The sequence below is a fragment of the Apibacter sp. ESL0404 genome, from assembly GCF_019469245.1.
Lineage (GTDB): Bacteria > Bacteroidota > Bacteroidia > Flavobacteriales > Weeksellaceae > Apibacter.
In genome coordinates this window covers 139,982-165,680 of the sequence record NZ_CP048267.1, presented here as the reverse complement: position 1 = coordinate 165,680, position 25,699 = coordinate 139,982, and the positions used below count along the sequence as shown (strand labels likewise).

At 30.4% G+C, this 25,699-nt stretch carries 23 protein-coding genes; 10 read left to right on the top strand and 13 right to left on the bottom strand.

The features are described from left to right. Together GYM72_RS00705 and GYM72_RS00700 are read right to left on the bottom strand one after the other, a co-directional pair. Entirely contained in the window at positions 1 to 795 is a 795-nt protein-coding gene (locus tag GYM72_RS00705) for a UDP-2,3-diacylglucosamine diphosphatase (protein ID WP_255571516.1), read from the bottom strand. Beyond that, a complete protein-coding gene (locus tag GYM72_RS00700) occupies positions 774 to 1,217 on the bottom strand; it encodes a 6-carboxytetrahydropterin synthase (RefSeq protein WP_220264360.1) in 444 nt (147 codons plus the stop codon). Before GYM72_RS00700 ends, GYM72_RS00705 begins: the two co-directional genes overlap by 22 nt. A gap of 47 nt (positions 1,218 to 1,264) precedes the next feature. Between GYM72_RS00700 and GYM72_RS00695 the strand changes: the two genes are divergently transcribed. From GYM72_RS00695 to GYM72_RS00680, 4 genes are all read left to right on the top strand, one after another. Next, positions 1,265 to 1,936 carry a ComF family protein gene (locus GYM72_RS00695; RefSeq protein WP_220264359.1) on the top strand — a complete coding sequence of 224 codons (672 nt, stop codon included), beginning with the start codon at positions 1,265 to 1,267 and terminating at the stop codon, positions 1,934 to 1,936. Positions 1,937 to 2,153: 217 nt separating this feature from the next. Then, on the top strand, positions 2,154 to 2,507 hold the full coding sequence (locus tag GYM72_RS00690) for a T9SS type A sorting domain-containing protein (RefSeq protein ID WP_220264358.1): 354 nt from the start codon (positions 2,154 to 2,156) through the stop codon (positions 2,505 to 2,507). Positions 2,508 to 2,700: 193 nt separating this feature from the next. Continuing rightward, positions 2,701 to 5,106 (top strand): endopeptidase La, encoded by a 2,406-nt coding sequence (gene lon, locus GYM72_RS00685; RefSeq protein ID WP_220264357.1) that lies wholly within the window; start codon positions 2,701 to 2,703, stop codon positions 5,104 to 5,106. Positions 5,107 to 5,295: 189 nt separating this feature from the next. After that, entirely contained in the window at positions 5,296 to 7,098 is a 1,803-nt protein-coding gene (locus GYM72_RS00680) for a hypothetical protein (RefSeq protein ID WP_220264356.1), read from the top strand. Positions 7,099 to 7,160: 62 nt separating this feature from the next. On the opposite strand, the gene GYM72_RS00675 is transcribed toward GYM72_RS00680, so the two are convergent. The 4 genes from GYM72_RS00675 to GYM72_RS00660 all read right to left on the bottom strand — a co-directional run bounded on the left by GYM72_RS00675 (position 7,161) and on the right by GYM72_RS00660 (position 10,774). Continuing rightward, entirely contained in the window at positions 7,161 to 8,138 is a 978-nt protein-coding gene (locus tag GYM72_RS00675) for a hypothetical protein (RefSeq protein ID WP_220264355.1), read from the bottom strand. 28 nt (positions 8,139 to 8,166) lie between these two features. Next, the gene (locus GYM72_RS00670; protein WP_220264354.1) at positions 8,167 to 8,967 is read right to left on the bottom strand and encodes a hypothetical protein; all 801 of its coding nucleotides are present in this window, start codon (positions 8,965 to 8,967) and stop codon (positions 8,167 to 8,169) included. A 49-nt stretch (positions 8,968 to 9,016) separates the two neighbouring features. Then, a complete protein-coding gene (locus tag GYM72_RS00665) occupies positions 9,017 to 9,913 on the bottom strand; it encodes a hypothetical protein (protein WP_220264353.1) in 897 nt (298 codons plus the stop codon). A 666-nt stretch (positions 9,914 to 10,579) separates the two neighbouring features. Beyond that, a complete protein-coding gene (locus tag GYM72_RS00660) occupies positions 10,580 to 10,774 on the bottom strand; it encodes a hypothetical protein (protein ID WP_160565807.1) in 195 nt (64 codons plus the stop codon). Between the two features lie 86 nt (positions 10,775 to 10,860). Between GYM72_RS00660 and GYM72_RS00655 the strand changes: the two genes are divergently transcribed. The 4 genes from GYM72_RS00655 (at position 10,861) to GYM72_RS00640 (ending at position 17,562) form a co-directional block, all read left to right on the top strand. After that, entirely contained in the window at positions 10,861 to 11,571 is a 711-nt protein-coding gene (locus GYM72_RS00655) for a helix-turn-helix domain-containing protein (RefSeq protein WP_220264352.1), read from the top strand. 191 nt (positions 11,572 to 11,762) lie between these two features. Beyond that, positions 11,763 to 12,452 (top strand): LexA family transcriptional regulator, encoded by a 690-nt coding sequence (locus tag GYM72_RS00650; protein WP_220264351.1) that lies wholly within the window; start codon positions 11,763 to 11,765, stop codon positions 12,450 to 12,452. Positions 12,453 to 12,746: 294 nt separating this feature from the next. Further along, a complete protein-coding gene (gene clpB, locus GYM72_RS00645; protein ID WP_220264350.1) occupies positions 12,747 to 15,374 on the top strand; it encodes an ATP-dependent chaperone ClpB in 2,628 nt (875 codons plus the stop codon). Positions 15,375 to 15,693: 319 nt separating this feature from the next. Beyond that, positions 15,694 to 17,562, top strand: coding sequence for a TolC family protein (locus tag GYM72_RS00640; protein WP_220264349.1), 1,869 nt, complete (start codon positions 15,694 to 15,696; stop codon positions 17,560 to 17,562). Positions 17,563 to 17,627: 65 nt separating this feature from the next. Here GYM72_RS00640 and GYM72_RS00635 read toward each other — a convergent pair whose 3' ends face one another. Next, the gene (locus GYM72_RS00635; protein ID WP_220264348.1) at positions 17,628 to 18,212 is read right to left on the bottom strand and encodes a riboflavin synthase; all 585 of its coding nucleotides are present in this window, start codon (positions 18,210 to 18,212) and stop codon (positions 17,628 to 17,630) included. Between the two features lie 219 nt (positions 18,213 to 18,431). Between GYM72_RS00635 and pdxA the strand changes: the two genes are divergently transcribed. Beyond that, entirely contained in the window at positions 18,432 to 19,529 is a 1,098-nt protein-coding gene (gene pdxA, locus GYM72_RS00630) for a 4-hydroxythreonine-4-phosphate dehydrogenase PdxA (protein ID WP_220264347.1), read from the top strand. A gap of 86 nt (positions 19,530 to 19,615) precedes the next feature. On the opposite strand, the gene rny is transcribed toward pdxA, so the two are convergent. The 6 genes from rny to GYM72_RS00600 all read right to left on the bottom strand — a co-directional run bounded on the left by rny (position 19,616) and on the right by GYM72_RS00600 (position 24,506). Continuing rightward, positions 19,616 to 21,187 (bottom strand): ribonuclease Y, encoded by a 1,572-nt coding sequence (rny, locus tag GYM72_RS00625; protein WP_105296320.1) that lies wholly within the window; start codon positions 21,185 to 21,187, stop codon positions 19,616 to 19,618. 286 nt (positions 21,188 to 21,473) lie between these two features. Beyond that, on the bottom strand, positions 21,474 to 21,743 hold the full coding sequence (locus GYM72_RS00620; protein WP_105296321.1) for a cell division protein ZapA: 270 nt from the start codon (positions 21,741 to 21,743) through the stop codon (positions 21,474 to 21,476). 6 nt (positions 21,744 to 21,749) lie between these two features. Then, positions 21,750 to 22,043: a hypothetical protein gene (locus tag GYM72_RS00615; RefSeq protein ID WP_105296322.1), complete on the bottom strand. Its 294-nt coding sequence runs from the start codon at positions 22,041 to 22,043 to the stop codon at positions 21,750 to 21,752. A 344-nt stretch (positions 22,044 to 22,387) separates the two neighbouring features. Beyond that, a complete protein-coding gene (locus GYM72_RS00610) occupies positions 22,388 to 23,149 on the bottom strand; it encodes a porin family protein (RefSeq protein WP_220233805.1) in 762 nt (253 codons plus the stop codon). A gap of 27 nt (positions 23,150 to 23,176) precedes the next feature. Then, positions 23,177 to 23,899 (bottom strand): bifunctional demethylmenaquinone methyltransferase/2-methoxy-6-polyprenyl-1,4-benzoquinol methylase UbiE, encoded by a 723-nt coding sequence (ubiE, locus tag GYM72_RS00605; RefSeq protein WP_220233804.1) that lies wholly within the window; start codon positions 23,897 to 23,899, stop codon positions 23,177 to 23,179. 40 nt (positions 23,900 to 23,939) lie between these two features. Then, the gene (locus GYM72_RS00600) at positions 23,940 to 24,506 is read right to left on the bottom strand and encodes a hypothetical protein (protein ID WP_220264346.1); all 567 of its coding nucleotides are present in this window, start codon (positions 24,504 to 24,506) and stop codon (positions 23,940 to 23,942) included. Between the two features lie 103 nt (positions 24,507 to 24,609). Between GYM72_RS00600 and GYM72_RS00595 the strand changes: the two genes are divergently transcribed. Next, a complete protein-coding gene (locus GYM72_RS00595; RefSeq protein ID WP_160565785.1) occupies positions 24,610 to 25,692 on the top strand; it encodes a 3-oxoacyl-ACP synthase III family protein in 1,083 nt (360 codons plus the stop codon). Positions 25,693 to 25,699 lie beyond the last annotated feature (7 nt).

Here is a 25,699-nt window from a genome sequence, read left to right as displayed (position 1 = left end):
TTAAACAGGTTTGGTAAAAGTCTGTAAATGCAAATGATCTCCATCGAAAACGGCATAGGTAAAATACGAAATCCAATCCCCTAAATTTACATAGTGGCTGTTTTTATCTTCACCAATCAATAAATCCATAGGTAAATGACGATGCCCGTAAATAAAGTAATCATAATGTTTTTCATTCAATTTTTCTTTAGAAAAGACAATCAGCCATTCATTATCTTCCCCTAAGAATTTAATATCTTCCTCCCCGCTAATTAATTTATTTTTTCTTGATAAATAAGTACCTAAGGCTACTCCTACATCCGGATGCAACCATCTGAAAAACCATCGAGCAATAGGATTAGTAAAAAGTTTTTTCATTCTTTTATACCCTCGATCTCCCGGTCCCAATCCATCTCCATGAGCAATAAAAAAACTTTTGTTGTTGATGATAAATGTTTGTTCCTCATTAAAAACTGTTATTGCTAATTCTTTTTGAAGATAATCTCTCATCCATAAATCATGATTTCCGGTAAAAAAATATATTTTAACCCCTGAATCTGAAAGTTCAGCTAATTTTCCTAATATTCGAACAAATCCTTTGGGTACAACGGTTTTATATTCATGCCAAAAATCAAATAAATCCCCTATTAGGAATAATACTTGAACATCAGGTTTAATTTGTTCTAAAAATTTTACGAAAATCTTTTCTCTTTTTCTGGATGAAACTTCATCAGGTGCTCCTAAATGCTGATCTGAGGCAAAATAAACTTTTTTGCCTGCCATAAGATTAATTTCTATTGGTCTTCCCTTATCCATTCACCATATGACGTTTCGGTTTCATATAATTTAAGCTTCGCTAATAAAATATTTTCAGGAAGCTCTGATTGTATCTTTTCGGCAAAATCCATCAACATATTCTCACATGTGGGCTGATAATTTATAAAAATAACTTTATGCCCTTGATTTTGCAATTGCTCTCCTAATTGTTTATGTTCTGTTTGAGCGTTTAAAATAATGGCATGATCTAAAGGATTTATAATTAATTTTTTTACAATAGATTTCAACTCTCCAAAATCCATAACCATTCCATTTTTTACATGGTGTATATCATTACACGGCTCTCCTTTAACAGTAACATACAATTTATAAGAATGCCCATGAATGTTTTTACATTTACCATCATATCCCCACAGAGCATGAGCTGTTTCAAATGTAAATATTTTAGTCAGCCTTATCACAATAAATAAATTTGTTTATATTACGCAAAGATAATTGAAAAATACTCATGTGGCAAGAAATACTCTCTACTCTGTTTCCTAATAGATGTATTGGTTGTGAAACAATTATTTCTTCATCACAACACTATGTATGCGAAAAGTGTAAAGCTCATTTACCTTTTACTTATATTCCTTTTGACAACGCAAATTCAATTCACAGCCAACTTAACAATTCTGCGAAAATAGAATTTGCATCTTCCTTATTGTTTTTCTCAAAAGAAAATATTACGCAACAATTAATTCATCATTTAAAATATAAAAATAAACCGGAAATCGGTTCATGGTTAGCTGAGATTTGGTTTATGCAAAATGAGAACAATCCTTGTTTAAAAGAAGTAAAAACCATTGTTCCGGTCCCTATTCATTCGAAAAGATATAAAAAAAGAAACTATAATCAAATTTTGCTCTGTTGCAAAAAATTAGCAACTCTATTGAATTGCAATTTCGACGAGCATGTTCTCCGACGAGTTTCTCATACGAAATCTCAAACTCAATCCAACAGAGAAGAACGTATAAAAAAAATGGAAAACGCTTTTATAAGAAATTCAAATTGTTCGAGTCATTATTTATTGGTTGATGATGTCTTAACAACGGGTGCAACTTTAATTGCATGCACTCAAGAACTGTTAAAAACCGATGATTCTCAAGTAAGTATATTTACTTTAGCAACAACAATATAAATATAAAATATAGAATAATTCAGAAAAAAGCCCTTAAGACAAAACTATTGAAGATAAGATAATTGAATATTATCTTTATTCCCAAATAAAAATAAAAATAATTTAATGAAAAGTTGTAAAGAATATTTTTTTTTTATAATTTTATACATTAATTTTAAGTACATAAAACTATCATTTTATCAAGGAAATTTTCATAATTTTTAGATATAAATTGCTTATGAAGAAATTTTTATTTTTTATTACGTTGCTTTTTTCAATTAAACTGGTTACTGCAAAAGATTTTCCAGCCAATATTTTAATGAACTTTTATTTACAAGAGCAACCTTATACTAAATCAAAATTATATCCTAATCCGGCAGTAAATTTTATACTTGTTAAGAATTCAAGTTCTTATAAAATCGATAATATTTCTGTTTTATCCATGGTTGGTACCAATTTAATCGATAAAGATATAATTGACTCCAATCTTAATCAGGAAATTAATATTTCAAAACTTCCTACAGGAAGATATTTTGTTAAAGTTACTTATTCCGATGGAAGCAGAGAAATTCTAACCCTTATCAAGTTATAATTCTAAGCTTTATTAGCAATTATAGTAAGTTTTTATTTGGCATATTAATTGACCTTAGTACACGTACAAACTTTGGAGGTTACAACATTTCTTATTAATAATCAATACTATACCCCATTTAAGATTTAAAAAAAGTAGTTCTCTTTTTTTAGATATCTGAAAGTTTGTCATTAAATCTTTAATACGAAACATTATGAAGTTCGACATATTGTCATTAGATCAAGTTATGCAAAATGATAGTGAATTTATTCCTTTACTAAGCCAGGATGAAGAAGATAAAATGATGAATGAAACTTTTCCTACAGTTTTACCTTTACTTCCGGTAAAAAATGTAGTTTTATTTCCCGGGGTTGTTATACCAATTACCGCCGGAAGAAATAAATCCATCAATTTATTACAAGATGCTCAGCAAAACGATAAGATAATAGCTGTCATTACACAAAAAGATGTAAATGCAGATAATCCGACTATAAATGATATGTACTCGGTAGGTACTATAGGTAAAATATTAAAATTACTTAAAATGCCTGATGGAAGTACCATGGTAATTATTCAGGGGATACGTAAATTTTCTATTAATAATATACTTGAGGAGGAGCCATATTTAAAAGCAGAAATTACTTTATTGGAAGACAAAAGAAAGGTTTCCAATAAAAATAAAGAACATTTTAATGTTTTATTGGAAAGTCTTCGTGAAACAGCCATTAAAATTATTAATGAAAATCCGGCTATCCCTTCAGACGCTTCCTTTGCTATAAAAAATATTGAAGGCAGCTCCTTGTTGGTAAATTTTGTTGCTTCTAATCTTGATTTGCCGTTAGTCAAAAAGCAGGAATTACTGGAAGTTAACAGTTTGTTAGATCGTGCTTCCAAAACGTTAAAGTACCTGAACGTTGAGCTTCAAAAAATATCTTTAAAAAATTCTATTCAGGATAAGGTTAACTCCGACCTCAGCAAACAACAACGTGAATATTTCCTACACCAGCAAATGAAAACCATTCAGGAAGAGTTGGGAGGCGTTTCTTATGAAGCTGAAGTTCAAGAAATGAAAGAAAAAGCTTCGAAAAAAAAATGGAGCAAGTCTATAAATGAACATTTTGAAAAAGAACTTAATCGCTTAGTTCGCATGAACCCGCAAACACCTGATTATGGTGTTCAAAGGAATTATTTAGAATTAATGTTGGATTTGCCTTGGGAAAAATATTCTAAGGACAATTTTGATATTAATCATGCTGAAAAAGTTTTAAATAAAGACCATTTTGGCTTAGAAGATGTTAAAGAACGAATCTTAGAATATCTCGCAGTCCTAAAACTTAAAGGAGATATGAAATCTCCCATCATTTGTTTATATGGTCCTCCCGGTGTCGGTAAAACTTCATTGGGTAAATCCATTGCTTCTGCTTTAGGAAGAAAATACGTTCGTATATCATTGGGAGGGTTGCATGATGAATCGGAAATTAGAGGACATCGTAAAACTTATATTGGGGCTATGCCGGGGAGAATTATTCAATCCATAAAAAAGGTTGGAACATCTAATCCCGTTATTGTTTTAGACGAAATAGACAAAATTAGCACCAGTGGACACGGTGACCCGTCATCTGCTTTACTTGAAGTATTAGATCCCGAACAAAACAGTACTTTCCATGATAATTTCCTGGATGTAGATTACGACTTATCTAAAGTATTGTTTATTGCTACCGCCAATAATTTAGCAACCATACAACCGGCGTTGTTAGACAGAATGGAAATTATTGATATTTCCGGATATACTATTGAGGAAAAAGTAGAAATAGCTAATAAATATCTTTTACCAAAGCAAATCCTTGAACATGGACTTACCAAAAAAGATATTTTAATAAGTAAGAAAGAATTGGAATTTATTATCCAAGCATATACTCGAGAATCCGGTGTTAGAGGCTTAGAAAGGAAAATATCAAAAATTGTAAGGAATATTGCCTTACAAATTGCTCGCAATACAGAATACAATAAAAAATTGAGTCAAAATAAAATTATCGAAATCCTAGGTCCGCCAATGATGCCTGAAATGTCTGAAACTAATAAAGTTCCAGGAGTTGTTACAGGATTAGCTTGGACTCAAGTAGGAGGAGATATTCTTTTTATTGAAAGTATTCTTTCTAAAGGCAAAGGAAACTTAACCATGACCGGAAATTTAGGTAATGTAATGAAAGAATCGGCTACCATTGCTTTGGAATACATAAAATCTAATTATAAAGAGTTCGGTATCGATCCGCAAAAAATTGAAGAAAGTAATATACACATTCACGTTCCTGAAGGTGCAACTCCTAAAGACGGACCATCTGCAGGTATAGCAATGCTTACTTCTCTTGTTTCCTCTTTTACCGGTAAAAAGGTTAAGTCTAAATGGGCAATGACCGGTGAAATTACGTTACGAGGAAAAGTTCTTCCGGTAGGCGGAATTAAAGAAAAAATATTAGCTGCGAAACGGGCCGGTATTACCGATGTCATATTATGTGAAGAGAATAGAAAAGATATTGAAAAAATCAATCCTGATTATATTAAAGGCTTAAAAATACATTATGTAACTCAAATGTCTGAAGTGATTGATTTAGCTCTATAATAAAATTATAATAATTATAAGCCTGATTTTCATCAGGCTTTTTTATTTCTAATTATAATATATTTAAAATGCTACATTTATCAAATAATAAAATTTAATTTTTTTTTATTCCTGTTCAAATTTGAAAGTAAAGTACTAGATATATATAGACTTTAAATTAACTATTTTATTTTGTTTACCTTTGATATCATGAAAATAAAAGATATTGAACATTCATACCGTTCTCTTATTAATAAAGAGATTTCAACGGTACAATCACTTAAAAAAAAGATATTTATTATTGCTGCTTTGAGATTATCAGTAGTTCTTGTTGCTGCTTTACTTTGTATTTTTACTTGGAAAAACAGCTACCTTACCGGCGGTATCATCTTTGTATCTTTTTCAATATTTATCTTGTTATTAAAGTTACATCAAAAACTGTTTTATAAAAAAAATTATTCAGAATCATTAATAACTTTAGCAGAAAATGAATGTAAAGCTCTTAATTACGATTTTTCATCTTTTGATGGAGGCCCAGAATATATTTCGACTGAACACAGCTTTAGCTACGATTTAGATTTATTTGGCGATCGATCGGTTTTTCAGGCTATTAATCGAACATGCACCTATCAAGGTAAAAAATTTCTTGCCTATCTGTTCCTTACTCCCTATTTAGACAAAAAAACCATAGTGGAAAATCAGGAAAGCATCCAAGAATTAGCTTCAAAACAAGATTGGGTAAACCATTTCCGAGTTTTGGGGTCTTCAAACGGAAAATTAGAAAATAAAGAAAATTTTGATTCAAATATATTTCCGGAAACATTTTTATTGCATAAAAATAAATTCTGGGAAATAATGATAAATATTATTCCCTGCTTGTATTTAATCTTACTTGTACTTACAGCTTTTAATAGGGTATCTGCATTATATTTTATTCCTTTATGGATCATAACTTATGCAATTAATGCCTTTGCGAGTAAGCATGTAAATAATATAGTTAATAACATAGAAAAAAAAACAGATGTTTTAAACACCTATACCTCACTTTTTAATGCCATAGAAGAGCAAAATTTTGATAGTTATTTGTTAGAAAAAAATCGTAAAATCCTTATCAAGAAAACTTCTGCATCAAAAGCTATCTATAAATTAAATAGATATTGTTCTCAATTAAATATGAGTATGGCTTATCCGATGATTTTATTTTTCAATCCGGTCTTATGTTGGAGTGTTCTTTATGCTATTAAGATAGAAAAATGGTTAGATATCTATAAAAAGTATCTACCGAATTGGTTTGATTCTCTTTCTCATTTTGATGCTTGGTGCTCCCTGTCAACATACGCATATACTCACCCCGGATATTCATATCCTAAAATAAATACTGAACATTTTATATTTGATGGGAAAGAATTGGGCCACCCTCTACTTAACCGATCTAATTGTGTAACCAATGATGTTAAAATTTCAAAAGAAAATTATTTTTTAGTAATAACGGGAGCTAATATGGCAGGTAAAAGTACGTATTTAAGGACTATAGGGGTTAACCACGTGTTAGCCTGTATCGGTGCTCCGGTATACGCTAAGTCATTAAAAATATTCCCTGGAAATTTGGTAACTAATTTAAGAACTACAGATTCCTTAGTTGATCATGAATCATATTTTTTCTCTGAATTAAAACGATTGAAAATGATTATAGACAGACTTCATTCCGGAGAACATTTATTTATTATTTTAGACGAAATTTTAAAAGGTACCAACTCTGAAGATAAGCAAAAAGGATCCTTAGCGCTTATGAAACAGCTTATTTTGTTAAAAGGAAATGGCATTATTGCTACGCATGATTTAGTACTAGGCACCTTGGAAGCAAACTATCCCGACAATATAAAGAACTATCGTTTTGAAGCAGAAATAGCTCAGGATGAATTAGTGTTTGATTATAAATTAAAAGAAGGTGTAGCTCAAAATATGAATGCCACTTTTTTAATGAAGAAAATGGGAATTACAGATATTGAATAAAAAATACCTGCCTATTCGGCAGGTATTATATAAATACTAGTATATAACTTAATTTTTAAAATTTATAGAGATGATTCATCTATATCTAAACGAATAGCAAAGAAATAAACACCAACCGGTAGATCTCCACCATTATTACCCGCTCCAGATATTGAAGATTTACATTCTAAAAGAGCTTCTCCCTTTAAACTTGTGCTAAATGTTAGAGCTATTTCATGTTCATATCCTGTATCACCCGGATTCTTACCTGGAGATTGGATTACAGCAATATAATTTACATATGGAGTAGTGTATCCAGGGCTATAAGGCTTAGCTTCTGGGTAGATACCTACAACAGTTAACGCACTTTTTGAAGGATTAGCTCCAAGATCAGCACTAGCTAAGTACCAATTTAAATTATATCCTTTACCATCACAATTTTTTTCTGGAAGAGCTCCATCAATTAGACAAGGCTTACGTTTATCAGCAAGATGAGTTCCATCAAAAGATAGACCAGTAAGATCATCCAAATCATGCAAATACGTCCAAAATAAATTTCCTTGATCACCTTTATGGTTATATACCATATATTTTGCCATAATCATCCATATACCCGGAGGTAATTTTAATCCTTTTCCAGGTTGCGTAATTTCTACATGATCTCCTGAATTTCTACCATTCATTACAAAGTCTGTTCTAAGTTCTTTTGTTTCAACCCGCTTAATACTAAATGGTTTGGGCACCCAGTTAACCATACCGGTATCATCATGGAACATTAACATGCTTCCTGCAGCTTCAGATTGATCACTTATACGAATTGCTGGTACGGTTCCATCCGTATAAATATGAACTTTAGCTTGAGGCGTTAGGGTACCTATCCCCAGATTACCATTACTATCAACTATTACATCATCGGAAATATTAGTATTCCCTTGAGTATTACCTTTTGCATCAACATGAAAAACTCCTTTAGGTTCTGTTGTATTTATACCTACTTGTGCAAAAGCAGAGGAAATTCCTACACTTCCTCCTAACATATATAATAAAAATAATTTTCTCATATAATAAATTTAAAATTCGTATAATTTATTAATCAATAAGATCCGCATCTAATCGAACAGCATAAAAGAAAGAACCTTGAAAGTTTGTATTTGATGTTATATAACCATATTCCTTATTACTTGTGCTTCCAAATATTCTAAATTCATGATTCTGCCCTTTAGGAACAACAACTAAAGCTGCTAACTGAGGTGTTCCAATAAAAGCTCCTTCTTGTTCCACGGGTACACCTAAAATAGTATTATAGACTTTATCGGTTATTAGCGGATATTCGCTAACATTTTTTAGATAAATCCATATATTATTTCTAGGTTTATTATCTTTTGGATTCGGTGGTGTTGTTGTATTTTTAACTACAAATTTGGAAAGAATCAGCCATCTTCCTTGAGATAGTATTACGGGCTGCTCTGTTAAATCTGTGGCACTCTCATCTAATGGTAAAGGTATATTGTCTCCTATTTGACCAAATTTAATTAAAGGTCTTGATGGCACTACCCATTTGGCATTTCCTAAAGAGTCTGTGCTGACCAATATGTTTGCATTAGTTTCATGACCATCTTCCAAACGAATATTTCCGTTTACATCCAAACTAACATCAGGATTAATTTTACCTACCCCAACCTTTCCATAATAAGGAATAATAGTATCTCTTGTAAATACCACATCATCCGAAGTATTTACCGGATTTGGTATATCGCCATTATCCTTTTTTGCATCAATATGAAATATCGCTTGGGGATTTTCGGTATTAATCCCTATCCCCTTCTCTTGCGAAATACCTATACCTGTTGCTAACAACAAAATGCATATAGTTAAATATATATTTTTCATGATTTTTTTATATAAAAATTATTATGATAATAAATAATAATGATCTTTTTTATTTAAATTGATCTATCCGTACAGCTCTAAAATAAGGTTTACCGGTAGAAAACACATCATAATCCCCATCTACATACACTATTGTATTATGATCAATGCTGGTACTGGCATAAGCGCTAACCTTCATGGTTTGTCCATTGTTTATCTTAACCACATGGGTTAGCTGTGGTGTACAGGCACAAGCTCCACTGCGTTCTGTAGCAAAACCAACAGTTGTTAATACTCCTTTATCGGGTGACTGATTTTCGTCATAAAGTAGGGTCCAGATATATTGATCAAAACCTACATCTCTTGGGTCTTGTCTTCCACATCTTTCCCCTCCTACTTGAAAATTATTTCCACTTCCAGCTGTTGTTCTAGTAGTATATTTAAGCTGTATTAACCATGTACCTTCTGTTAGCTCTAATGACTGATCTGAAATTTTTACTGCCGGTTTAGAACCACTAGGCATATTTGGGTCACCGGGTACAAACGGAGTTGTATTTATTAAATTAGGTGCAGCACTAGGTGCCCACCCAATTGGAGTGTGTATTTGAATAATAGAACCTTCCTTGATCTCCGGCATAGGCCTCGTTTCAGCTACAAAATTACCTTCTGCATCAGAAGCAATAATTTCACCTTTAGACTGTACACCGGCCGGTTTTACTCGTAATGCTTGCCCTTTTGTCCCTATAATTTCGAGCTTTGCTTTCGGAGTTCTGGTACCAATACCTACATTTCCTTCTGAATCTACTATAAATTCATCAAATTCTTGATTTAAATTGCCTTCTTTTCCACTTACAATGTGGAAAACTCCTTGAGGATCTTCTGTGTTTATTCCCACATTTTTGGTTTGAGAGAAAGAACAAACGGAAATCACTCCGAGTAATGAACATAATAAAACTCTCTTTTTCATAATGAATTATTAATTAACATATTACTTATTAATTGATTTTCTACTTTTTAATTTAAAAAATCTATCCTATTTTTAATGATCATCTTTCTTTTTTCATTATAAAAATATAGTACCTACAAGGGCATTAAAAATAGATGAACGCTTAATTTTTTAAACTTTATAACACTTTAACACTAACTTTATGGCGGTAAAGATAAACAAAAAAAATATACAATCACAAAGTTTATATAACATATATATTTTTTATATATTTAAATCAAATAAAGTGATTTTAATTTATTTTTTAAATATATAGGTAACACACATTAACAATTTTTAAAATATAAATCTTTTAAATTATATTGATTAAATATTTACTTTATATAAATTTAAAATTTAAAAGTATGCATATAATAGCATTTATATATTAAAAGATCCATTCTTTTTATATCAATTTATGTCATTATCAAAAGACGTAAAGTTATTTTAACACTCCTAAAAATTTATAAATCGTTTATTTAAGTAAGTGTATATGTATACAGAATTGATAGATTATTTAATATAAATTTTAAAAAATATTAAGTAGCATAATTCATAAGTTTATTTCATTCCATTCGTGCCGATAAAGTAGTTATTTACATTGATTATTGTTTTCTTATATTAAAAATAACTTTATTTAATCCTAAATTAATTTGAAATTTTCTTTTGATAATTTTTAATAAACTTTTCTCTATTACTAATAATTGCTTCTAAAGCCTCTAATACATCATTTTTTTCACGGGAAAAACGAGCTCTTACGTTTTCAGGAGTTATATTCAATAACTTAGATGCCAAAATATAATCTCCCACTTCAATTTTTCTTTTTATTTGTTCTACTGTCATAACAATAATATATTTTTTGATATCTTTGTTTTATCTCAACACAAATATATATACATTTTGTTTATCTTAAAATTTTTTTACACGAAATGTATATTTTTATACATGCTATGGATAAAGTTATTATTTTAAATGAAATTAAAAAACACTATGGATACACTAAAGATTCTCAGTTAGTAAAACATTTGGGAATAACTTCTCAAATTTTGTATAACTGGAAAAAACGTAATTCATATAACATTAAATTAATTTATACAAAATGTGAAATTTTCAACTATGAATGGCTATTAACAGGAAAACCTCCTATGTTGAAAAAAGATAATACCATTACAAATAATAATAATTCTATAGCTGAAGAATCAAAAAATATTTTTCTTAAAGGCCAAAAAAATTATATCCCTTTATATAATTTGGACCGTAATGGGGGTTTAAAAAATATTTTTGTAAAAAAATTTGATCAAAATTTAATTATAGAATTTATCAAAATACCGGATTTAGCTGATTGTGATGGGGCAACATATGTTAAAGGCAATTCCATGCTACCAACAATCCAAAACGGTGACATTGTTATTTTTAAAACTATTTCCCTTAATGATTTATTTTGGGGAGAACTTTACTTAGTCGAAATATGCATGGATGACGATTCATTTTATTTATTAATTAAGTTTATACAAAAATCTGAAAAAGGAGATAAATTTATTAAACTTACAGGGCAAGATAATAAAAGTAGTTCCCATGATATTCCTATTTCTAAAATCAATGCAATAGCCCTTATCCGTGGAAGCTTACGAATATTCTAAATGCGCCTCCCTACATTATTTATCTCAATATAATTTATATATAATTTTTTTATACTAATTGTGTTAGATTATTGTAATATTGTTGTGACAATATAATAATTTTTAGTATATTTGTCTAATTATCAAATAGATATATAAACACACTGTTTATATAAAATTTATTTGAGCTTTTACTTATATAACTACAATCTATGGAAAAAACTACCATATTGAATAAAATAAAGTTATTTTATGGATTCAAAAAAGATTCTGAATTAGCCAGATATCTCGGTATTTCTCCCCAAACCTTTTCGAATTGGAAAAAAAGAAATAGTTACGATTCTTTATTGATCCATACCAAATGTCCCGAAATAAATTTAGAATGGCTTCTCACCTATGAAGGCCCCATGTTAAAATCCCCAATTTTAGATAAAGATTTTCCAATGTCTGTATTGGAGGACCCTATGTTTAAATTACAAGAAAAAAATAATACCAATATCCCTCTTTATAATTTAGATTCAAATGGCGGATTAAAAAATATCGTTCATAAAAAATCAGAAAATACATTCATTTCAGGATTTATAAAAATACCTAATTTATCAGATTGTGATGGAGCTATTTATATAAAAGGAGAGTCTATGCTTCCTCTTTTAAAAAATGGTGATATTGTTATTTTTAAAAATGCTTCCATTGATAATATATTTTGGGGAGAATTATATATAATCGAAATTGCCTTATCTGAAGATTCCAATCATACCTTTGTTAGACACATTCAAAAATCCAGTTTAGGTAACGATTACATAAAATTAGTCAGTGCCAATCCTATGTTTGAATCTAAAGATGTCTCTTTAAAAACCATAAATGCTATCGGCATGATACGTGCAAGTATCCGATATCATTAAATATTACATAAAATCTATAATTTATTTATATCATATTATACATCTGTAATTTTTAAATTATATATGAATTTCATGTAATTTAATATTTTTGAAGATGTAGTAATCAAAAAGACAATCCAATCTTTTAATGAGTAAACAACCATGACATTGTGTCATTAATTTTAATTACGACAATACAAAATAATGCCATATTGTCTCGTTTTATTCATTTATTCCCTTACATATTGATTATAAAAACCTATCCATGATTTTGGTTTATATTTTGCTGAGAAAAAATGTAAGAGATTAAATAAAATGGATTTTAATAAATTAACCATCAAATCACAAGAAGCCTTGCAACAATCTCAAGTGATTGCACAAGGATTAGAAAATCAAGCTATTGAACCTGCACACCTACTTAAAGCTTTATTGGAAAGCGAAGCCAGTGTGATTACTTTCATATTAAAAAAACAAAACTCAAATTTAGCATATATTAACTCCGAACTTGAATCCATACTAAATTCTTTACCTAAAGTTAGTGGCGGACAAATTTATTTGTCCCAAAATTCTAATAAAGCTTTAAATGAAGCCCAATTAGAATCAACTAAGATGAAAGATGAATTTATAAGTTTAGAGCATATTTTCTTAGGACTGCTTTCAGTAAACGACAAAACCTCCCAACTATTAAAAAATCAAGGAGTCACCAAAGAAGGCGTAATTAAAGCGATCGAAGAAATCAGAAAAGGAGAACGAGTAACTTCTCAATCTGCAGAAGATACCTATAATTCATTAAACAAGTATGCCAAAAACCTTAATGAATTAGCTCAAAACGGTAAACTAGACCCAGTAATAGGAAGAGATGACGAAATCAGAAGAGTTTTGCAAATTCTTTCTCGAAGAACAAAAAACAATCCCATATTAATTGGAGAGCCCGGTGTCGGAAAAACTGCAATTGCCGAAGGAATAGCTCATAGAATCATTAACGGGGATGTTCCTGAAAATTTAAAGGATAAAACTATTTTTTCTTTAGATATGGGAGCTTTAATTGCAGGAGCAAAATATAAGGGTGAATTCGAAGAACGTCTAAAAGCAGTAGTTAAAGAAGTAACCGCTTCCAACGGAAATATTATTTTATTTATTGATGAAATTCACACATTAGTTGGTGCCGGAGGGGGAGAAGGAGCCATGGATGCTGCGAACATTTTAAAACCCGCATTGGCACGTGGTGAACTTCGTTCAATTGGAGCTACAACATTAAATGAATATCAAAAATATTTTGAAAAGGACAAAGCGTTGGAAAGACGTTTTCAAAAGGTGATGGTTGAAGAACCCGATGTGGATGATGCCATAGCTATATTACGTGGAATTAGAGAAAAGTATGAAGCCCATCACAAAGTACGTATTAAAGATGAAGCCGTAATTGCATCAGTGGAACTTTCCAATCGTTATATTTCCGACCGATTTTTACCGGACAAAGCCATAGACTTAATGGATGAAGCATCAGCAAAACTTCGTATGGAAATGAATTCCAAGCCTGAAGAACTGGATGCCTTAGACCGTAAAAAAATGCAGCTTGAAATTGAATTAGAGGCGGTTAAACGAGAAGCGGAAAGTCCTACTTCCAATGAAAGCATTAAACAAGCTAATGAGAAAAGGTTAGAAAATGTTAAAGAAGAATTAGCACAACTTAATGAAAAAAGAAATGAGCTAAGCGCTTCCTGGAAAGCAGAAAAAGAAAGAGCGGATAAAGTTCAAGAAATCCGTAAAAATATTGAAGAATTTAAAATTGAAGCTGAAAAAGCAGAAAGATCCGGTGATTATGGTAAAGTTGCTGAATTACGTTATGGAAAAATAAAAGAACAAGAGGCTGAACTTGCTAAAGCTGAAGCCGAACTTTCTGATGATCGACCTAAATTAATCAAGGAAGAAGTTGATTCCGAAGACATTGCTGATGTAGTAGCCAAATGGACCGGTATTCCGGTTACTAAACTGGTACAAAGTGAACGTGAAAAGTTATTAAATCTGGAATCTGTTCTTCACAAAAGGGTTGTCGGACAAGAAGAAGCTATTGAAGCGGTAGCAGATGCTATACGCAGAAACCGAGCGGGATTAAACGATGAAAGAAAACCTATCGGATCATTTTTATTCTTAGGAACAACAGGTGTCGGTAAAACCGAATTAGCTAAAGCCTTAGCCGAATTTTTATTTGATGATGAAAATTCAATGACCCGAATTGACATGAGTGAATATCAAGAAAAACATTCTGTTAGCAGACTGGTAGGTGCGCCTCCGGGATATGTGGGTTATGATGAGGGTGGTCAGTTAACCGAAGCCGTTAGAAGAAGACCTTATTCTGTTATCTTATTGGATGAAATCGAAAAAGCTCATCCGGATGTTTTTAATATTTTATTACAAGTATTAGATGATGGTAGGCTAACAGATAATAAAGGAAGAACAGTTAATTTTAAAAATGCGATTATAGTTATGACTTCCAATTTGGGATCTCATTTAATTCAAGAAAATTTTGAAAAACTGGAAGGAAATAATTACAAAGAAATTTTAGAATTGACCAAAGAGCAGGTTATGGAACTGTTAAGGAAAACCCTTCGTCCTGAGTTTTTAAACCGTATCGATGAAACTATTGTATTTAAGCCTTTAAATAAAAATGAAATAAGAAGTATAATAGATATCCAATTAGATTCTCTTAATAAAATATTAGATAAAAAAGGAATTCGCATGAGCATGACCGATGAGGCTAAAGATTATATCATGAGCAAAGGCTATGATCCTACTTTTGGCGCCAGACCTTTAAAAAGATTGATTCAACATGAAATTTTAAATCAATTATCTAAGGAGATTTTAGGTGGAAAAATTAATGACAATGATACCATCGTTGCAGATTATTTTCCTGAAACCGGTCTAGTTTTTAGAAAAGAAAATTAATAAGAATACATAAATCATAATACATTATTAAATTAAAAAAAGGGTATATTATTTATACCCTTTTTTGGTTTCAATTAATAAAAGTACTTCATATTATTTTTATTTTATATTTACTCCTTATATTTAGTATTGAACACTTACTATCTTAATTAATAATACATAAATTTAAAGATGATGATATCATTTAGAATTAATTAGTTTATTATCATATTAGACGATAGATCTATAAATAAAACCTGATAAAAAATGTTTTTAGATAAGTTTGTAACAAAATAAATAATTATTCTACTTATAATACTGAAAATTCATTTACATAAGAATGAAACTAAACAACAGTATAATCGCTTTTTTCATAGTCGGATTTATTTCAGCGCAAAAAGTATGGTCTTTCAATGATTGTTTATCTTACGCCAGAGAAAACAATTTGCAAGTACTTGCTTCTAAACTAAATGAACAAGTTCAAGAAAGTAATTTAAAAATTGCTAAAAAAGAAAAACTACCCGATCTTAAAGGTACTATAACCAACGGTATAACTTTTGGTCCATTGGCTACACAAAAGGTTACCCAAGATGGTGTAACAGATTTTACCATAGACTCCTATTATAAATATACAGAAGGATATCAGAACAATCTTGCTCTTGAATCCTCCATGATACTTTATAACAACAGACGTTTACGATTAACAGAGGAAAAAAACTCTTTTTTGGTTCAACAAAATCAATATACCACTGAAAAAATCAAAAATGATATTTCATTACAATTAGTAGGAAATTATTTAACCGTTCTATTGAATAAAGAGCTTTTAGGAGTTCAACTAAATTCCATGGATACTCAAGCAAAAGATAAAGACAGGAATGAAAAATTATATAATGCCGGTAGTATACCTTTAAGCACTTTATATGAATCAAAATCCAATCTTGCGAACGCTAAACAAACGTATGAAAATGCTAAAATTGAAGTAGATCGTTCACTAATGGTTTTAGCCATGTTACTTCAAAAAGATTATCGAGACTTTCAGATAGAGGATGTTAAAGTTTCCGATGATATAGGAATGCCTCTTATCAATTTGGATGATATCATCAATTATGCTTTTAATAATCAACCGGTTATTAAATCTGCCGAATTAGGGGTTGAATCAGCAAAGAAAGATATTGATATTGCTAAAACCGCTTTTTACCCTTCAATTACCGGCGGATATAAAGTAAGTACTTTTTATCAGGATTATTTCGATCGTTCCAGTAAATCTATAGACGACCAATGGTATGACAATCACTCTCAAATGGTATCTGTTGGGGTTAACATTCCCATATTTAGTAAAGGAACAAATAAAATAAAAGTTCAGCAATCCCGAATTAATCAATTGATTCAAGAAAACCAGCTCGACCAAGAAAAATTAAATTTAAAGCAAAATATACAAACTTCTTATTTTGACGTAAATTCTGCTTATCAAACATTTACCTCTGCAAAAGAATTGGTAGCATCCACCGAATTATCCTATGAATTTGCACAAAAGAGTTTCACTGCAGGAAAAATTAATATATACGATTTAAATACTGCAAGAAATAATTATTTCAACGCATTATCTCAAATGCTTCAAGCTAAATATTCATTTTTATTCAGATTAAAAATTCTTGATTTCTATATTGGTAAACCGTTAGAAATATCTTCTGATGAAAATACTAATTATAATAATTTAACTCCTGGTAAAGAAACGGTACAGGCAATAAATGATTTAACTTCAACTGATGTGGAAATTAAAAAACCGGAAGTTATAAAATCAAATAATATTATTCAGGAAAGAAAAAATGCAAATCTTTCAAGCCCAAAAACAACCGTTATAAAACCTGAAAATATTAGCAATGCTAAACCTAAGCCTTCTGTAAAATCTAAAGATGAAGTAAAAACTAGTTCCGTTCCTGTTACGGCTCCTGTTAAAAATAATAATTCATCTCAACCCATAAAAACTGAAACGGTGAATAGTAAAAATATTCCGGTTAAATCATCAAATGAAAATTCGACAGTAAAACCATCAACTAAAAATGATGCAGATGCTAAACGGGAAGCATTAATTAAAGAAAGAAGATTAAAATATAGTCAAGGCGCCAAACCTAAATTCCAGAATGATGCTCAAAGAGAAGCCTTAATTAAGGAAAGACGAGCTAAGCTGAGTAAAGGAATATATGACTAACTACTATGAAATAAAAGGCCTTTACCAAATGGTATAGGCCTTTTATTTTGAATTAAGTTTATTATTTACTTACATGAACCATACAACTTCTGTATATACTTACCAATAATATCAAATTCTAAGTTTACTTTATCTCCAATTTTCAGATATTTAAAATTTGTATGATCCCATGTATACGGAATAATTGCAACTGAAAACTCATTATCCTTACTATCTACCACCGTTAAGCTTACTCCATTCACAGTGATTGAACCTTTTTCCACGGTGATTTGTTTACCTGTATAGGTAAAAGTCAATAAAAAACTTCCTTCTTGATTTTCTATCGATTTCAATTCCCCTACTTGATCTACATGCCCCTGTACAATATGCCCGTCTAGTCTATCTGATACTTTAACACATCTTTCCAGATTAATACGATCACCAATGGCAAGAGTTGAAAAATGCGTTTTTTTTAATGTTTCAGCAATAGCTGTTACCGTATAAAATTCCGGATTTATATCTACAACTGTTAGACATGTTCCATTATGAGCTATACTTTGATCAATTTTTAATTCATCAATAAATGAAGCGGATATTGATATGGAAAGATTTTCATCTATTTTTTCCATATTTACTATCTTTCCCGTTTCTTCTACAATACCTGTAAACATATTTAATTTTTATTCAAAAGTACTATTTTATAATTTTTTTTAAATCGTTTATAGGCAATATTTAAACTCTTTAATATTTTGTTTTTAATTTATAATTATTGTTGATTTATAAATTAAAAAGCTTTATTTAATATAGCAATATTTCTATTTTATTAAATTATTATAAATTAAGTATATATTTTTTTCTACTTTTGTTATAATAAATTTCACAGTTCATATATGAGCGTTAAAAATAATAAGCTAAAAATAGGAATTAGTATAGGAGACCCTAATGGTATAGGAATTGAAGTAATATTGAAAACACTTCAAAATAAAGAAATCTTAGATTTCTTTACACCGGTTATTTTTGCATCTACTAAATTATTATCCTATCAAAAAAATATTTTCGGATTAAATTCTATCTATTTTCAAGGAATATTCAAAGCTGAAGAAGCTATTCCCGGAAAAATAAACGTTGTGAATTTATGGAAAGAAAATGTTTCTATAAGTTTTGGCAATTCAACCGAAGAAAGTGCCAAAATAGCTAAAAATTCTTTATTAGCTGCTGTTGACGCTTTAAAACAAGGTTCGGTGGATGTTTTGGTTACAGCTCCTCTAAATTGGGAAAGCATGCAAACCCAAGGATTAAATTTTTTAAATCATACGGAATATCTTGAAAATACTCTTAAGGAGAAAGCCCATTTACTTTTAGAAAACAACGATTTAAGGATTGCGTTTGCCACGTTTAATACTCCAATATCCAAAGTTTCTGAACTATTAAGTAAGGAGTTAATTAAAAAACAAATTAAAGCTTTACATACCACTTTAATTCAAGACTTCTGTATTGAAAAACCTAAAATTGCGGTGTTAGGATTAAATCCACATGCAGGAGAAAATGGCCTATTAGGAAAGGAAGAAATTAATTGTATTGAGCCGGCGGTTAAAGAATCTTTTGATCGAGGCATTCTCTCCTTTGGTCCTTACTCTGCTGATAGTTTCTTCTCGCCTAGTATTTATACTTCTTTTGATGGAATATTAGCAATGTATCACGATCAAGGGCTTATTCCTTTTAAAACTCTAGCTTATGAATACGGCGTAAATTTTACCGGTGGATTATCTGTTGTTCATACTGAACCCAATCATGGACCAGCTTATTCGATAGCCGGACAAGGAATTGCGGATGCAAAATCATTTGAACAGGCAATTTTTGATGCCATAAAAATTTATAAAACTAGAAGAGAATATGTGAAATTAAAATCAAATGCCCTTCAAAAAACAAAAATTGAGGGTATTGATATTACTGTTGATGAAGATCTTCCCGAAGAAGGAGAAGTATAAATTTAAATATTGTTATAATCTAAAATAAAAAAAACTTTAAAATTAATTTTAAAGTTTTTTTTATTTTTATCTATTAGGTAAACAGTCTACCTGGCTATATTAACAGCTCTCGTTTCTCGAATAACAGTTACTTTAACCTGTCCCGGATACGTTAATTCATTTTGAATTTTTTCACTTATTTCAAAAGACAATTGTGACGCTTTCTGATCGTCTATTTTTTCACTTTGAACCATTACGCGTAATTCTCTACCGGCTTGAATTGCATAAGCTGTATTAACGCCATCAAAACTTAATGCTACATTTTCTAGGTCTCTCAATCTTTGAATATATGATTCTACTACTTGTCTCCTTGCTCCCGGTCTTGCACCGCTAATTGCATCCGCTACTTGAATAATAGGCGCAATCAAACTTTTCATTTCAATTTCATCATGGTGGGCACCTATGGCATTAACAACGGTTTGATTTTCTCCATATTTTTCCGCCCATTGCATTCCTAATATTGCATGAGGATACTCGGATTCTTCTTCAGGAACTTTTCCAATATCATGCAATAATCCGGCACGTTTTGCAATTTTTGGATTAAGCCCTAGTTCGGAAGCTAAAATTCCTGCTATATTAGCAACCTCTCTTGAGTGCTGTAAAAGGTTTTGTCCGTAGGAAGAACGATATTTCATTCTACCGACCATTTTTACTAATTCAGGATGTAATCCATGAATTCCTAAATCGATAATGGTCTTTTTACCGATCTCAATAATTTCTTCTTCTATCTGTTGCTGGGTTTTAGCTACAATTTCTTCAATTCTTGCCGGATGGATTCTTCCGTCGGTTACCAATCTATGTAAAGATAATCTGGCTACTTCTCTCCTAACCGGATCAAAACAAGAAAGTAATATTGCTTCAGGAGTATCATCAACAATAATTTCAACCCCTGTAACTGCTTCTAAAGCCCGAATATTACGCCCTTCTCTTCCTATAATCCTACCTTTTATTTCATCTGATTCTATATTAAAAACAGATACCGAATTTTCAATTGCTTGTTCAGTACCTACCCTTTGAATGGTTTGTACTATAATTTTTTTGGCTTCTGCCTTTGCATTCAGCTGCGCTTCTTCAACAATGGCTTGGATTTGAGCTTGAGCTCTGGATCTTGCTTCCTGCTTTAATGCTTCCACCAATTCAGCTTTTGCATCTTCAGCAGAATATCCTGAAATTTTTTCTAATATTTCTACCTGCTGTTCGTGCATTTGATTTAATTCAGCTTGTTTTTTAGTTAGCGTTTCCGCTTTAATCTGATTATCATTTATGGCTTGATCTAATTGCTTTTTCTGAATATTATTCTGATGCAATTCGTCATTCAGCTTCGTTTCTTTGTCTTTAATTCTTTTTTCCACTTCAAGCATTTTCTTTTCTCTTTGATTAATTTGCTCTTCGTGTTGTAATTTTAATTCTAAGAATTTTTCTTTTGCTTGAAGCATTTTTTCCTGCTTAATGTTTTCGGCCTTAAGCTCTCCTTCCTTTAAGATCGCAGCAGCTTTGTCTTCTGCTTCTTTTAATTTATTTTCTCTATATTTATTTAGAGAACTTTTCGATAAGAAGTATCCTATAAATCCCCCAATAAAAAGGGTGGCGATTAACTCAAATATTATCGTTACATTCATACAATTAATTTATATAAAAAAACCTACATCAATCCTATTAAACTTTGATTTAAGTAAACTCCAATAAACAGGATTCAAGCTATGCTTTTTTCTCTGTAATCTGCTGTTGATATTTCTATCAAATCATCTGAGAAGATGAGAGGCAGCCCGCCATTAAAAAAAACAATCACTCAGTCAGTCAATTCGTGTTGAGTTTACTAAATTGAGTTAGAATCAATGTAGGTTATATCTTTGTTCTACATTTAATTTTAAATTCTATGATCTATTTGGAAATGCGTTACTTTATCTATAACAATTTTTTTATTTTCTTTATTTTAAGCAAAATTTCATTTTGTTCTTGAGATTTTTCCCTTAAAATGTTTTCTAATTCTGAAGCTAGTTGTAAAGCCGCCATAGCTAAAGCATCTTGTTTTTCAGAAATGTTATAGTTTTTTTCAAAAGTATTAATGTATTTTTCTATTTTTTTTGCAGCAATTCGTAATATCTCTTCTTCCTCACTTTGTACTACTAGGGGGTAATTTCTTCCCGCTACTCGTATATTTACTTTTTGAGACATTTTTATTTATGAATTCTGCAATTCTGAAATACATGCATCTATTTCTTTAATCATTCTATTCATCTGCAATTTCATCAACTTCTTATATTCTCCACTTCCCGAAATTGCATTAATAACTTTCAATCTTTTATTAAGCTCTTCAAGTTCTTTATATTGTTTTTCTTTCTGAATAAATTTATCTTCATTTTTTAAAAGAGAATTTTCTAGATATTCATTTTTTCTTTTCAATTCTTCATTTTCCTTCTTTAATTCGAGAATCTTATTTTCCAAATCATTAATTCCCTGAATAATCTCTTCCATATTAGAACGAAAAATTTACTATTCTAACTCTCTTGCAAATATATGAAATTCTTTTTTAAAAAAGTTAATATCCTAATATAATAGTTTATCCAACAAAATTTCATCAACATTGTTTTAATTAACAAATCCCTGCAGTAAAATTTAAAATTTTATATGATGTTTTTAAGTTAATTATACTGAATTATTTCAACAAGTTGTTAATAAATTGAAATAACTCCATTTTAACTTTTAGTTTATTATATGCCGATATATTTGTAGAAAAGAAGAATCAGCAGACCAAAAATAACTAAAAATTTAAATTATTTACTATAACAAAAAGTAGTAATAAAAAGATTTAAAAATGATTATTCGAATTTAATTGAAAAGACGACAGCTCTGGTATGTATCGACTTTAATGCACCTGCCCAGTACGGAGGAGTTCCCGGATTATCTGCAACTAATTCATTATTGAAAAAGAATATCCCCCTTATTGAAGGAGTCATTTTAAATCGCTTAAAGTAAAGCTCTATACCGGCTTCTAATTGATAAGAAAAGTTATTAGTTTTCATTCGGAAGATTTGATCGGTATTATCCTTTTCTTTTTTCTCATTACTTTGTAAATTTATTAACCAACTTAAACCGGCCTGTACATAAGGTCTGGAATTATACCATCGGTCCCCGTGAAAATTTAAAAATAAAGGAAAATCTAAATATGTAGATTTTACATTTCGTTTGACATCTTGTTCTGTGTAAGTAGTTTCCAGACCATTGGCAATTTCTTCATCGATGATCTTTTGAACGTTGTTAAAAATTAAATCGCGTTGTGTGAAGTGCATAGCCGGTTCTAACCTCAAATCAACGTAGTCATGAACTTTCATTTTACCAATTAAGCCTACAGTAAATCCTCCTTTAGAATCCACATCAACCAAATATCTGCCGGTATGTTCTAAACCTTCTTTGTTGGGATGAATTTTTAAATCAAAATAATTCATTGCTAAATAATACCCCCAGGAAAATTCCTGATCATCAAAATCAGTATACCTTTCCATAACATCTCTTGAACGGAACTGCGCATTAACTCCACAATGTATTACTATTAATAATAAAACTATGACTAATTTCTTCATAGTAGAGAAAACGATTTTTTTATTTATTTATTTTATTCCCTCATAGACAGTGGCTACTCCAAATGTCAATCTTCTAAAGCTTGCCTCCTTAAATCCATTTTTAAGGATCAAGTTTTTCATATTTTCCCCATAGGGCATAGCATCAACGGAATTGGGTAAATAAGTATACGCTCGAGAATCTCCTGAAATTATTTTTCCTATGCCGGGTAATATATTTTTAAAATAGAACATAAAGAAAGGAGCAAAAAAACCACCGGGTTTTGAAAATTCTAAAATTAACAATTTGCCTCCCTTTTTAAGTACTCTTCCCATTTCAGAAATACCTTTTTCTAAATTTTCGAAATTACGAACTCCGAAGGAAACTGTTACAATATCAAATTCTCCTTCTTGAAAAGGTAAATTTTCTGCATCTCCTTTAACTAATTTTATTCGGTTATTCAGTCCTTTTTTATTTATTTTAACTTGACCGTAATCCAACATTTTTTGGGACAAGTCTAAACCTGTAATTGAAGCTATTGTTTTTTTAGCGTGTTCAATCGCCAAATCAGCCGTTCCTGTAGCAACATCTAATATTTTTTCGGGGTTATATGCCACCACTTTTTTTTCCAATTGATTTCGCCAATAAACATCAATGTTAAAAGATAACAATCTGTTTAAGAAGTCATAATTTTCAGATATATTATCAAACATCTGTTCAACCTGTTTCTTTTTACTTTCTGTTTCGTTATATGGCTTTACAATATTTGGCATATTATTAATTTGCTGTTCTCAACTTACAAAAGTAACTGTTTTATTCAAATGTTGACCGATAAAACTCTAAAAATTGGTTTTTTCTGAATAATTTAATCCTTGATTCTATGGAATCTACTTTATTAATTATTTTAGGAAAATTTTGATTAATATTATAATAGAAATCTTGTATTACTAATTGGTTGTATTCGCCAATTTCACCTAAAAACTCTTTTCCATCGATATTTTTCCGATGGGCTCGATATATGGAGTCTCTGTTTTTTATATGACCGTAATATCTTTTAAAAGTGAAATAGGTTGCTAAAGAAGGATTAATAAGACCTCTTTTATTTTTAGTTATTATAAAAAAAGTATCTTTTAAAATAATATTCCCCTGTTTATTTTGACATGAAATTGTATTCTTACCCGAATTAACAGGAATTGAAAGAGATTGTCCTCCCGCGAGTAAATAACTTTTTCCATTTACAAATACTTTAATTTCTTCCTTGTTGGGATTATCCAACAAAAATTCATCATTCTTTTCAATATAAAACTTGTATATAAAAAATGAAATTAATCCTATAAATAACGCTATCAATAATCCTTGTAAGGAATTTTTATTCAGCATATAACCTTACTTTGATGCACAAAGGTAACAATATAATAGATTTTTTAGTAATTATTACATAAATTTGTCAAATTATTATCAAGAATAATATCACAAATTTAATATGTTGCAAAGTATTATAACTGGCTCTGGATCGTACTTACCTAAGAAAGTCGTTCCAAATAGCAATTTTGAAGGAATTACTTTTTATGATGAAAACAGGGAACCCATAACGAAACCGACTCCAGAAATTATTAAAAAATTTGCAGATATCACTGAAATAACTGAAAGACGTTACGTTGACGACGACAATGTGATGAATTCTGATTTGGCAGCTGAAGTAGGTAGATTAGCAATTGAAAATGCAGGAATAGATAAGGAAGAACTCGATTATGTTATCGTAGCTCACAATTTTGGAGATATCGATGCTAATGAAAGACAAGTAAGAATTATGCCTTCCATAGCTGCTTTAACCAAGAAAAAAATTGGTATTAAAAATATTTTGTGTAAGCCATATGATATGAACTTTGGATGTCCGGGATGGAATGAAGGGATGATTTTAGCCGACCAATTATTAAAAGCTAAAGTGGCTAAGAAAATATTGGTTATAGGTTCTGAAACTCTTTCCAGAACTGTTGATCCTTATGACAGAAATTGTATGATTTTTTCTGATGGTGCAGCAGGTGTAATACTTGAATCCAGAGAAACCGATAAGCCGGTAGGTATTCTTCATCATTATACTAGAAGCGATAATGGAGAAGAAGTATCTTATATTGCTACAGACTCCTCTTTAAATCCTAATTATGTCGGATCGAAAGCTAACATCCGAATGAAAGGAAGAAAAGTATATGAATATGCCCTAACTTACGTTCCTCAAGTCGTAAAAAAAGTGATCGATGATGCCGGATACACCATATCCGATATAAATAAGGTTCTTATCCATCAAGCGAATGCAAAAATGGATCATGCTATATTAGAAAGAGTTTTTAAATTATATAAATTAAAGGTAACCGATATTCCGGAAGGAATAGCCCCCATGACTATTCAAAAATTCGGTAATTCTTCTGTAGCAACCATACCCACGATGTATGACATGATGGTTAAAGGTAACTTTTTAAACCAAACTTTAAAATCCAATGATTTGGTCATATTTGCCTCGGTAGGTGCAGGGATGAATATCAATGCAATTTTGTATAGAATGCCATAAAATTTAA